This is a genomic window from Streptomyces sp. yr375, assembly GCF_900110755.1.
Taxonomy (GTDB): Bacteria; Actinomycetota; Actinomycetes; order Streptomycetales; family Streptomycetaceae; genus Streptomyces.
This window is the reverse complement of the sequence record NZ_FOFF01000071.1, coordinates 1-12,027: the sequence shown is the minus strand read 5'-3', so window position 1 is coordinate 12,027 and position 12,027 is coordinate 1. Positions and strand designations below refer to the sequence as shown.

Sequence of the window (12,027 nt, the reverse complement as noted above, 5' to 3'; positions counted from 1 at the left end):
CGATACGTATTCGTGACCTTCGTCTCTCGCCGATGCGGCCCCGGTCACTCCCTCCGTACGTCGCTCCAGCCGATCTCCATGTCGATCTCCATGTCGATCTGCATGGCCATCTGTACGTCGCTCTATACGTCGATCCTAGGACCGGGCGTTCACGTGTACGCCTGGCGAGCCGGACTGTCCAAGTGTCCAAGATCTCTCTACGGTTGACCCGACCGCCCAGCGGGGCTGGGAATGAGTGAAGGGGGCTGTGTGGAAGCCGAGTTGGCCGCTCTTGCCGCGTCAGGGGCGACGACACTGGTCGGGCTGATGGTGTCGGAGTCGTGGGAGCGCGCGAAGAGCGGACTGGCCCCGTTCTTCGGGCGCCGCGCTTCGGGTGCGGCCGCCGAGGAAGAACTGCAGGCGGCGAGCCAGGAGTTGGACAGCGCGCGGGCGGCGGGTGACGTGGAGACCCAGGCGGAAGTCCGAGCCCGGCTGCGGCAGCGGCTTGAAGGGATGTTCGAGGCGGACCCTCGTGCCGCCGCGGAACTCGCCCAGTTACTCTCCGAACTGGCGCCGGACGCGTCACGCACCTTCGTGAACCTGGTCGGCGGAGGCGTCAACCACGGCCCGGCCTTCCAGGGCTCGCACATCCACGGCGGCATCACCTTCAACGTCCAGCAGACGCCCGCGCGCGGGCCGGGACGGACGCTCCGGCCGGATCAAGTGCCCGCCGTGACAGTCCCGTTCAGCAACCGGACGGCCGAACTCGCGGTCCTGGACAAGGCACTCGGCGCACCCGGCGCGCGAGCGGGCGGCTCCGGATCCGTCGACGTCGGGGTGCTGGACGGGCTCCCCGGGGTCGGCAAGTCGACGATGGCCTGGCAATGGGCGGCAACGGCCCGGGGACTCTTCCCGGACGGACAGCTCTACGTGGATTTCGCCGCCCTGCGGGACCGCTCCGCCCCGGTGACCGCCGCCGGCGCGGACGTCTCCGAGGCCCTCGCCATGTGCCTGAGGTCGCTGTCGGGAAGCGACGACGGCATCCCGAGTTCACTCGCCGAGCGGACCAACCTGTTCCGCTCGCGTTCGGCCGACCTGCGCATCCTCCTCGTCCTCGACGACGTCAACCAGCCCGCACAGGTGCGCGCGCTGATCCCCAAGGGCCCCGGCAGCGCGGTGCTGGTCACGAGCCAGGGCAGGCTGGGTGAACTGGCCCTGGACGGCGCCCGGTTGATCTCCGTCGAGCCGCTGGACGCGCACGGAGGGCTGACGCTGCTGAAGGACCGGTGCGGTGCGGAAGCCGTCGACGCCGAACCGGAGGCCGCGCGGCGTCTGGTGGAGCTGTGCGGCGGTCTTCCGGTGGCCCTGCAGATCGTGGCGGCGCGACTGGTCACCGACGACATCCTGAGCATGACGGCGCTGGCCGCCGAACTGGACGACGAGGCCGGACGACTGGCCGGGATGACACTGGAAGGCGAGGAGTTCTCGGTGTCCGCTGTTCTGGGTACCTCCTACCGGCTGCTGCCGCCGGACGCGGCTCGGCTCTACCGGCTGCTGGGATGGCTGCCGGTCGGCGTCTTCGACGCGGGTGTGGCGGCGGTCGCCGCGGACACCGACCCGAGGAGCGCGAAACGCCTGCTGGGTGTGCTGGCCAAGGCGAGCCTGGTGGAGGCCATGCGCGACGGCCGCTACCGCATGCACGATCTGGTCCGGCTGCATGCGCGCGAGCGCGCCGCACAGGAGGAGCCGGACACCGAACAGAGGGCGCTGACGGAGCGGGTCGGCACGCACTATCTCGTCCTCACCGCGTTCGCCGACCGGGCACTGCGCCAAGACCGGCTGCGGATCGCCGACCTGTCCGCCCTCCTGCGGGACGCCGACGATCCCTTCGCCGGCGCGGACGGGCCGCCGCCGCTGGAGTGGCTCGACACCGAGCGGCCCGCCATCCTGGCGATCCTGCGCACGGCGGTCCGGCAGGGCCTGGCCACCCTGGCCTGGCGACTGGCCGAGGCGTTCACGGTGCTGTTCCTGTACCGCCGCCACCTCGGGGCGTGGAAGGAGTCGCTGGAGCTGGGTGCCGAAGCAGCTTCCGCAGCCGCCGCGTCGGCGGCCACGGCGGGGGAGATCGAGGAGGCCACGGCAGCCGAGGCACGGCTGCGCAGCCTGCTGTCGCGCCCCTTGCTCGACCTCGGCGAGAACGACCGCGCGGGCGCGGAACTGGCCACGGCCGTCGCCCTGTCCGAGGCGTCCGGCCACCTCGTACTACGGGCCTCCGTACGGGAATTCCTCGGCCGCTACCGTGACCTCTTCGAGCCGTCCCGCGCCGTCGAGGCGTATCAGCTCTCCCTCGAACTCAACGAGCGCGCCGGGGAAGCCCGGGGCGCGGCCATCGCCGCCTACTTCCTCGGCTGCGCGCAGGACGCCCGAGGCGATCACGCCCAGGCCCTGGTCACGCTGGACCGGGCGCGGCGGGACCTGGAGACCAGCGCGGAGCCCGACCGGCGGATGGCGGCCCGGGCGAGCGCCGCCATCGGCGTCGTACGCGGCCATCTCGGCGAGACCGACGAAGCGATGCGCGAGCTGCGCGAGGCGGCCCGGGTGCTGCGTGAGGAGGCGGCCACGCACTACGAGGCGCAGGCCCTGGTGCAGCTCGCCGACATCGCGGAGCGGACGGGTGACGGCGAGCACCTGGACCTGGTCCGCGAGTGCCTGAGCCGCGCCGTCGAGATCCACGAGGCAGCCGGCAGCGGCCTGGCGGAGAGTCTGCGGCGGCGGTTGGCAGACCTGGGGTAATCAGTCAGTCAGCCAGTAGGACGAGGACGAAGGCGTAGGACGACGTCCTCGTCCCGGGTGTCGCCGATCCGCAGCGTCGCCCGGGTGTCGTGCGGCGGGCGACCCGCGCGCAGGCACGCGTAGACGACCGCCGCCGGAAGACCTGGATCCAGCGCCGGTCCGGTGGCCGCCGCCTCCACGATCCGGCCGTCCCTGAGCCCGACCAGACAGCAGCCCCCACGCACGGCCGCCGCCGCGAGAAGGCAGCCGGGCAGCCGGGCGAGGGTGTCCTCGATCCATCGCAGAGCCCCGACCGAGGTGGCTGCGGGGTGGCGCCGTACGAGTACGGAGGCGCTTTCGGTCACCCGGTGGTCGCGCTCGTCGTCCGCGCAGGCCAGATGGGTGAAGGAGACGTCGGAATCCGGGCGGTCGTCGTCGTGCGCGGCGACGACCGCCGGAGCGCGCCGCACGGCGACGCTGAACTCCGCACCGTCCTCGTCGGCCTCGGTGATGTCCGTGGTCACCTGCCACGCGGTGACCGGCGAGGCGGGCGGATCCGGCACCGGCAGCACCAGAGCGGCCGGGGGCGGGGAGGACGGTTCCGGGAGCTTCAGCAGGCGGTAGAGAGCGGTACGGAGCCGGGCGAGCGCGTGTCCGGGCTCGTCGAAGGCGAGCGCGGCGACGGCGGCGTACCGCTCGGGCGTGTGCTCGCGCGCGACGTCCGCCACCTGCTGGCGCAGATCCCCGCGAAGGTCGAGGCGGGGGGCCACGGCCGCCATGTCGTGGACGGCCGTCCCGGGCACCGAGTCGCCGCCGAACGCGGCCAGCAGCACCGGCGTACCGGCCGCCGCGCCGTACAGCGTCACCGAACCGTGGTCGCCGACGACGACGTCCGCCGCGACGAGCGCGGGCCGCCACGCATGGACCGTCGGCATCAGCAGCAGTCCCGCGTCCAGGGCCGAGGCCAGCAGGGTGCGGAGCTGCCAGGCCCCGTGCGCCGACCACACGTTGGGGTGGATGATCGCGCCGACCCGGTACTCGTCGCAGGGGAGGTGCGCGAGCAGCCGCGCGAGGAGGTCCGGGTGGCGTCCCAGGAGCGAGGTGGGACCCCAGGTGGAACTGACCACCACCAGACGCTGACGCTCCGCGACGCCCAGCGCCTCGCGATACGCCGCCCGGCGCGGCCGACTGGCGACCAGTTCGTCGAAGCAGGGGTCGCCGACCAGCAGCGTGTGCCCGGCCGCCTTCGGGTGGGTGGCCAGCAACTGCTCTTCCTGCGCCGGATGCGACACCGCCAGCCAGGCCCGCCCGCTCTCCAGCAGCGAGTCCGGTACGACGCCGGAGAGCCGCTCGCGTGAACTCCGGGAATCCGGCACGTACTTCTGGAAGCCGATGCCGTGCGGCAGCACCAGCACCGGGCAGTCGCCTTCCGGTACGTCGACGTTCTCGCTGGCGGAGACGATGAGATCGGGGGCGGGGGAGAGGTGCCCCAACTGCTCCCAGGGCATGACCCGGCACCCGGCTGCCTGGAGGAGTTCGCAGACGCCGTCGTTGAAGGCGGAGGTGGGGTCGTACGCGAAGACGACGGTCACGCGGCTGTCGTCGCGCAGCAGCGAGGGCAGCGTCTCGAGGACGCGCACGGTGGAGGTGACCGTACGGGCGGCGACGACGAGAGTGCGTTCGCCGTGGAAGGTGCTCCAACGGTGGGCGTCATGCCCCACGGGCACACGCAGCGGCCGGCTACCGAACAAGGCGCCCGCCTCTAGCAAACCCGCACCCCGAGCCGGTCACCGGGCGGCTCGCGGCTCGCGGCTCGCGGCTCGCGGCTCGCGGCGACGGTGCTTTTATCGCATTTCAATCCGGTTAGCAATCTCTTGGGCGGTTTCGTGGCCGGCGGCAGGGTGCGTGATCTCGTACACGGTAACGAATCCCGCCGACCGCCGCCCCCGCGTCAGGACACCGCCGCCGGTGCGCGGGGCGGGAGCCAGCGCAGGTGGGCGGTCCGGCCCGAGTCGGCTGCCCGCAGCAGGGCGAGGCGGGGGCGTACGGCGTCGGTGCGGGAGGTCGGGGGCTTGCGGCTGCCCGCCCGGAACTGGACCGGCCACTCGGCGCCCGGCCCCCGGTACTCCTGCTCGGCCGCCGCGTGGAGCGTCCAGTGCGGGTCGTGCAGGTGCGTGCGTCCTACGGCGCACAGGTCGGCGCGGCCCGCCAGCAGCAGGGAGTTGACGTCGTCGTACGAGGCGATCGCGCCCACCGCGATGACCGCGGTGCCGGTGGCGGCGGCGACCTCGTGGCGGATCCGGTCCGCGAACGGCGTCTGGTACGAGCGGCCGTAGGCGGGGCGTTCGTCGTGGGTGACCTGGCCCGACGAGACGTCGATGGCGTCCGCGCCGTGCGCGATGAACGCGCGGGCGATCTCCACCGCGTCGTGCTCGGTGTTGCCGTCCGGCACCCAGTCGGTGGCCGAGATGCGCACGATCATCGGGCGCCCGTCCGGCCAGGCGGCCCGTACGGCGTCGAAGACCTCCAGCGGGAAGCGGAGCCGGTTGTCCAGTGAGCCGCCGTACTCGTCGGTGCGGCGGTTGGCGACCGGGGAGAGGAAGGAAGACAGCAAGTAGCCGTGTGCGCAGTGGAGTTCGAGCAGATCGAAGCCGGCCTCGGCGCCCCGGCGGGCGGCGCCGACGAAGTCCGCGGTGATCCGGTCCAGATCGGCGCGGGTCACCTCGCGGGGAACCGCGGAAGCGGGGCCGTACGGCAGCGGGGAGGGGCCGGTGATCTCCCAGTTGCCGTCCGGGAGCGGGTCGTCCATGCCCTCCCACATCAGCCGGGTCGAGCCCTTGCGGCCCGCGTGGCCGAGCTGGAGACCGATGCGGGCGGTGCTCCGCTCGTGGACGTAGGAGACGATCCGCCGCCAGGAGTCGCGCTGCTCGTCGCTCCACAGGCCCGTGCAGCCGGGGGTGATGCGGCCCTCGGGCGAGACGCAGACCATCTCGGTCATCACCAGCCCGGCGCCGCCCATGGCCTTCGAGCCGAGGTGGACGAGGTGGAAGTCGCCGGGCACGCCGTCGACCGCCGAGTACATGTCCATCGGGGAGACGATCACCCGGTTCCGCAGCTCCAGTCGGCCGAGCCGGTAGGGCTGGAACATCGCCGGGGCGACCTCGTCGAGGCCCTGGGACGCGGCGAACGCCGTGTCGACGCGGTCGGCGAACTCGGCGTCGCGGGTGCGCAGGTTGTCGTAGGTGATGCGGCGCGAGCGGGTCAGCAGGTTGAAGCAGAACTGGGTCGGCTCCTGGTGGACGTACATGCCGATGTTCTCGAACCACTCCAGCGAGGCCTGCGCCGCCCGCTGCGTGGACTCCACGACGGGGCGCCGCTCGGTCTCGTAGACGGTCAACGCCCGCTCGGCGTTTGGGTGTTCGTGCAGGCAGGCGGCGAGCACGAGGGCGTCCTCCATCGCCAGTTTGGTGCCCGAGCCGATGGAGAAGTGCGCGGTGTGGGCGGCGTCCCCGATGAGGACGAGGTTGCCGTCGTGCCAGCGCTCGTTGCGCACGGTCGTGAAGTTCAGCCACTTGGAGTTGTTGGCGAACACCTGGTGGCCGGCGAGTTCGTCGGCGAAGAGTTCGCGGATCCGCGCGACGGCCTGCTCGTCGGAGACGCCCGGCGCGAAGTCGGTCCCCTCGGTGGCGCCGAAGCCGGCCCGCCGCCAGACGTCCTCGTGCATCTCGACGATGAACGTCGAGCCGGACGCGGAGTACGGGTAGCCGTGCACCTGCACGACCCCCCACTCCGTCTGCCTGACGAAGAACTGGAAGGCTTCGAAGACCCGGTCCGTGCCGAGCCACATGTACTTGCTGTGCCGGCGGTCCAGGGACGGCCGGAAGACGTCCGAATGGGCCGCCCGCACCTGGGAGTTGAGGCCGTCGGCGGCCACCACCAGGTCGTGCGACGCACGCAGCCCTCCGGTGTCCGGGGCGACGGCCGAGAAGTGCAGGGTGACGCCGAGGTCGCGGCAGCGCCGCTGGAGGAGGCGGAGCAGGTCCTTGCGGCTCATGGCGGCGAAGCCCTGGCCGCCGACGGTGTGGCTCTCGCCCCGGTGGTGGATGTCGATGTCGGTCCAGCGGGCGAAGCGGCGGGCCATGGCCTCGGCGATGGCGGTGTCGGCGTTCTCGATGCCGCCGAGGGTCTCGTCGGAGAAGACGACACCGAAGCCGAACGTGTCGTCGGGGGCGTTGCGTTCCCACACGGTGATCTCGTGGGCGGGGTCGAGCTGCTTCATCAGGGCCGCGAAGTACAGCCCGCCGGGACCACCGCCGATGATGGCGATCTTCAAGGAAGTTCCTCTCACTTCGCTGCTACCGCGACCTCTACCGCTACCGCTACCGCTGCTGCTCGGCGGCCTGTTCGGCCTCGATGGCTTGCTCGGCCTCGATGATCCTGCGGAGCGCGAACCGTTGTAACTTGCCGCTGGTGTTGCGCGGCAGGGCGGTGTGGAAGCGCACCTCGCGCGGGTACTTGTAGGGCGCCAGGACCTGCTTGACGTGGTCCTGGATCTCCTTCGCCTTGGCCGCGTCCCCCGCCACCCCGTCGCGCAGGACGACGAACGCGCACACGATCGAGCCGCGCTCGGGGTCGGGGCGGGCGACGACGGCGGACTCGGCGACGTCCGGGTGGGTGTCGATGGCGGCCTCGACCTCGGGGCCGCCGATGTTGTACCCGGCGGAGACGATCATGCCGTCGCTGCGGGCGTGGTAGTGGAAGTAGCCGTCCTCGTCCCGGTGGAAGATGTCACCGGTGACGTTCCAGCCCGCGAGGACGTAGTCGCGCTGACGTTCGTCGTCGAGGTAGCGGCAGCCGACCGGGCCGATGACGCCGAGTCTGCCCGGCTCGCCGGGGCCCAGTTCCGCGCCGTCGGGGTCGAGGACGGCGGCGCGGTAGCCGTGGACCGGCTGTCCCGTGGCGCCGGGCCGGATGGCGTCGCCGGCGGCGGAGATGAAGATGTGCAGCAACTCGGTGGCGCCGATGCCGTCGACGACCCGCAGGCCGATGCGCTCGTGCACCTCCTCCCAGGTGGCGCGCGGGATGTGCTCGCCCGCCGAGACGCCGACCCGCAGCCCGGCCAACCGCTGTTCCTCGCCGGCGCGCAGGATCGCCCGGTACGCGGTGGGCGCGGTCGCCAGGACCGTGACACCGTGCCGCTCGACGAGCCTCGCGAGCTGCGGGGGCGTGGCGGACTCGGTCAGCAGGGCGCAGGCGCCGGCCCGCAGCGGGAAGACGACCAGCATGCCGAGGCCGAACGTGAAGGCCAGGGGCGCGGTGCAGGCGACCAGGTCGCCCGCGACCAGGCCCAGGGCGTGGCGGCCGAAGGTGTTGTCGATGGACAGGATGTCCCGGTGGAAGTGCATGGTGATCTTCGGGACGCCGGTGCTTCCTGAGGTGGGCCCGAGGAGCGCCACGTCGTCGGCGGCCGTGTCCACGCCGGTGAACTCGCCGGACTTGGCGGCGGCCCGGGCCACGAGATCCGCCGGGCCGGTGCCGCCGTACTCGACGACCGTCAGCGCGGGCAGCACGGTGTCGCGGACGGTGCGGACGTCGTCGGTGAACCGGTGGTCGACGAGGGCGACGGACGGCCGCGTGCGTTCGGCGATCGGGGTGAGCTCGCGGGCGCGCAGGGCGGCCATGGTGGTCACCACGACACCGCCGGCCTTCAGGACCCCGAGCCAACTAGCCACGGCCCAGGGGTTGTTGGGGGCGCGCAGCAGCACGCGTCCGCCGGGCACCAGGCCCAGATCCTCGGTGAGCACCTGGGCGATCTGGTGGGCGCGGGTGCGCAGTTCGCCGTACGTCCACATCTCGCCGGACGGCGTGCGCAGGGCGGGGCGGTCGGGGCCGTACAGGGCGACGGGGGTGTCGATCAGCTCGGTCGCCGCGTTGAGCCGGTCCGGGTAGCGCAGTTCCGGCGTGGTGAACTCGATCGTCGGCCACAGGTGCGCGGGCGGCAGGTGGTCGCGCGTGAAGGTGTCGGTGTGCGCCGAGGGCGAGAGGAACAGCGGAAGAGTCAACGGAAGTGTCCTTCCGGGAGCCGCCGGGAAGAGCGGCGGATCAGGTGGTGCGGATCATGCCCTCCTGGACGACGGTGGCCAGGTGACGGTGATCGCGCGTGAAGAAGCGGCCCGAGCCCAGGCCGCGCCCCGCGTCGGCGGCGACGGCCTCCTGCACGTAGAGGAGCCAGTCGCCCACCGGCCCCGGACGGTGGAACCACATGGCGTGGTCGAGGCTCGCGGTGACCAGCCCGGGCCTCGCCCAGGCCAGGTCGAGGACCCGCAGGACGGGTTCGAGGATCGTGTAGTCGCAGACGTACGCCAGGGCGGCCAGGTCCCGTTGGGCGTCGGTCAGCCCCTCGACCGGGCGCAGCGGATCGAACGGCCTGAGCCAGACCGCCTGATGCGTAAGGCGCTCACCCTCGACGGTGAGGTAGACCGGGCCGGGCACGTGCCGCATGTCGAAGCCGCGCCCGCCGGACCAGTAGGCCCTGCTCTGGTCGGTCATCGTGCCGCCGCCGCGTTCCGCGAGGTACTCCGCCGCACCGGGCAGCCCCTCCGGTCCGGGCACCTCCTCGGTGAACGCGGGCTGGAAGCTCGAACCGGCCTCGCCCGCCGCGAAGTTGGCGAGGCAGACGTACAGCGGCTTGCCGTTCTGGTAGCCGCGCACCTGCCGGGTGCTGTAGCCGCGGCCGTCGCGCAGCACCTCCACCTCGTAGCGGACCTCGGCCCCGATGTCGGCGGGGCGCAGGAAGTAACTGTGCATCGAGTGCATCGACTTGCCGTCGGTCACCGACCGCATGGCCGCAGCGGCGGCCTGGGCGACCAGATCGCCGCCGTAGGCCTTGGGCCAGGGGCAGGGCTGGGTGACGGCGGTGAAGGCGAGGTCGAAGTACTCGGGCCGGGCGGGCTTGAGGGTGACGGCAGCGGTGAAGACGGCGGAGGTCGCGGGTGACACGGGGGCCGCGGAGGTCGTGGGGCTCCCGATCGTCGGCTTCCCGGTCGTCGGCTTTCCGGCCGTGGGCGTCCCGGTCACCGGCGGTCCAGCCAGTCGCGCAGGTCCGCGTCGGTGACGTCGGGCAGGTTGACGACGATGTTCTCCGGCGTCCGGGTGGTCATCCAGGTCAGCGGCTTGGTCCGGGAGAGGTTGCACTCCACGTGCGGCATGAACGGCGGCACGAAGACCCAGTCGCCCTCCGCCATGTCGACGTAGTCCTCGAACTTCTCGCCGAAGTAGATGCGGGCCCGGCCGGACAGGACGTAGCCGCCGGTCTCCGCCTCGCCGTGGTGGTGGGTCACCGAGCGGTAGCCGGGTTCGTTGCTGACCTTGCCGAACCACAGACGGGTGGCCGGGGTGTGCTGGATGCTCACGCCCGAGACGCGGACGGCGCCGCCCGAGTCGGCGGTGTTCGCGCTCTCCAGACCGCCGCGCGTGACGACCGGGGCGACGATGCCGCTGGGCAGGCGGTACATCGAGTTGTCGCCCTCCAGGCGGTACCTGCTGAGGTCGGGCTCCATGGGTTCGGCTCCGTTCGGTCGGCGAGGGACTCGATCGGTGAGGACTCGGTCGGTGAGGACTCGGTCGGTGAGGACTCGATCGGGGAGGCGGAGGCGCCAGGATCCTATGTCTCGTATTTTTCACGGCCGTAAATTAAAGTCAATACGGCTGGCCCGATCGAGGGACTGGCGAGACCGCAACGAGCCGGAGGCCGTATGACCACCGTCCCCGTGAACCCGAGCACGCTGCCGAAGCCCAGCGGCTACTCGCACGGCACGCTCGCCGGAAACACCCTCCACCTGGGCGGACAGACCGCACTCGACGCCGACATGAAGATCGCCCCGGGTGGCATCGTCGAGCAGTTCCGGCAGGCGTTCGGCAACGTGCTCGCCACACTCCGCGAGGCCGGCGGCGAGCCCGAGGACCTGGTCAGCATCACGATCTACCTCACCGACATCCCCGACTATCAGGCCCACGGCAAGGAGATCGGCAAGGCCTGGCGCGAACTCGCCGGCCCCGTCTACCCGGCCATGGCCGGCATCGGCTGCACCGCGCTCTGGCAGCCCGAAGCCATGATCGAAATCCTCGGCGTGGCGGTGATCCCGGAGGAGCGGTTGGTGGTCCCGCGGTCGTAGGGGCGGCAGGGGCGGGAAGGGGAGCCAAGGCGATGGACATGATCCTTACCGGCCGCATGATGAACGCCTACGAGGCCGAACGGTCGGGCCTCGTCTGACGAGTCGTCCCCGACGGCCAGGTCACGACGGAAGCCGCCCAGGTGGCCACCGTCATCGCCTCCTACGGCCGGGCCACGGTCACCGCGGCCCACGAATGCGTCGACCGCTCCCTGGAAACCGGCTTCAACGACGGCGTCCGCTTCGAACGCCGCGTCTTTCACGCCCTGTTCGCCACACAGGACCAGAAGGAGGGCATGACCGCCTTCCTGAACAAACGCGAGCCACGGTTCGCCGGTCAGTAGAAAGGTTCGCGGGATACTGACCGGCATGCGTATCGACTTCGATCCCCGGGCCGTGGACGCCAGAGCGTTCTACCGGCTGCCGACCGTCGCCTCGGCGAGGTCATGAGGAGAGGGGTGTCGTGAGTTGAGACGTTGGCCCAGGTCGGAGGGCGTGACAATAGGCTCGATGGAGCTAGCGACGGTCGGTTGGTGCTGGGGCCTTGCCACCCGAGGAAGGTCTGCCCGGCGACCTGGGCCGACCCGGAACCAGTCCGTGATGAGACCTTCCCTGTCATTCCATCAACAGCAGGGGCACGCCCAAGATATGAGGAGCTGAGCCATGCGCTACATCTCGGCGTCGACTCCACATGACATGGAAATTTTCCTCTCAAAGGTCGCCGTCGAGTTCGCAGCTATGGAGGCTCGGGTCTACCTGGACCTTTACACAGATGAACCATTGACTGGCGAGCGGGCAAGGCAAGCCTTTCAGGGCGCTTCTGAAGCCGCTGTCCAACGACATGAGAGATCCCCTCGGCGGCGCTTTCTTCCGCAGCGTGATCCTCTGATGGGTGTGGAACTCGACCTGACACAGGACGAGGATGTGACCTGTTTTTCACGTCTTGCCCACCACGTGATCAACGCTGAAGTCTGGCAAAAGGAGCATCAACTATTCGGTACCACTGGATCCCCTGAGGAGCCTCGCGTTTTCCGGACAGGCTTCTGGCCGTTCATTTCACGCGGCGATTCGCAACTTCTCGTACTCGGCGTGGACTTCGTACGGA

At 71.1% G+C, this 12,027-nt stretch carries 8 protein-coding genes and 1 pseudogene; 4 read left to right on the top strand and 5 right to left on the bottom strand.

Annotated elements, in window-relative coordinates; translation table 11 throughout:
- The first annotated feature begins 249 nt into the window (after positions 1-249).
- Positions 250-2,772, top strand: coding sequence for an NB-ARC domain-containing protein (locus tag BMZ82_RS37205; RefSeq protein ID WP_256252315.1), 2,523 nt, complete (start codon positions 250-252; stop codon positions 2,770-2,772).
- A gap of 8 nt (positions 2,773-2,780) precedes the next feature.
- Here BMZ82_RS37205 and BMZ82_RS37200 read toward each other — a convergent pair whose 3' ends face one another.
- The 5 genes from BMZ82_RS37200 to BMZ82_RS37180 all read right to left on the bottom strand — a co-directional run bounded on the left by BMZ82_RS37200 (position 2,781) and on the right by BMZ82_RS37180 (position 10,310).
- Complete coding sequence (locus tag BMZ82_RS37200) at positions 2,781-4,478, bottom strand: hypothetical protein (protein WP_093781823.1); 1,698 nt, start codon at positions 4,476-4,478, stop codon at positions 2,781-2,783.
- A gap of 224 nt (positions 4,479-4,702) precedes the next feature.
- Positions 4,703-7,084, bottom strand: coding sequence for a bifunctional salicylyl-CoA 5-hydroxylase/oxidoreductase (locus BMZ82_RS37195; protein WP_093781822.1), 2,382 nt, complete (start codon positions 7,082-7,084; stop codon positions 4,703-4,705).
- 46 nt (positions 7,085-7,130) lie between these two features.
- Positions 7,131-8,813 (bottom strand): AMP-binding protein, encoded by a 1,683-nt coding sequence (locus BMZ82_RS37190; protein WP_256252313.1) that lies wholly within the window; start codon positions 8,811-8,813, stop codon positions 7,131-7,133.
- A gap of 40 nt (positions 8,814-8,853) precedes the next feature.
- Complete coding sequence (locus BMZ82_RS37185) at positions 8,854-9,750, bottom strand: acyl-CoA thioesterase (protein ID WP_093781834.1); 897 nt, start codon at positions 9,748-9,750, stop codon at positions 8,854-8,856.
- Positions 9,751-9,824: 74 nt separating this feature from the next.
- A complete protein-coding gene (locus BMZ82_RS37180) occupies positions 9,825-10,310 on the bottom strand; it encodes a cupin domain-containing protein (protein WP_093781821.1) in 486 nt (161 codons plus the stop codon).
- 195 nt (positions 10,311-10,505) lie between these two features.
- Between BMZ82_RS37180 and BMZ82_RS37175 the strand changes: the two genes are divergently transcribed.
- The 3 genes and pseudogenes from BMZ82_RS37175 to BMZ82_RS40460 all read left to right on the top strand — a co-directional run.
- Positions 10,506-10,925 (top strand): RidA family protein, encoded by a 420-nt coding sequence (locus BMZ82_RS37175; RefSeq protein WP_093781820.1) that lies wholly within the window; start codon positions 10,506-10,508, stop codon positions 10,923-10,925.
- A 23-nt stretch (positions 10,926-10,948) separates the two neighbouring features.
- Positions 10,949-11,266, top strand: a pseudogene (locus BMZ82_RS37170) (enoyl-CoA hydratase-related protein); the annotation flags it as partial.
- A 319-nt stretch (positions 11,267-11,585) separates the two neighbouring features.
- The coding region (locus BMZ82_RS40460) for a hypothetical protein (RefSeq protein WP_143098989.1) at positions 11,586-12,027 on the top strand (442 nt) is incomplete at its 3' end.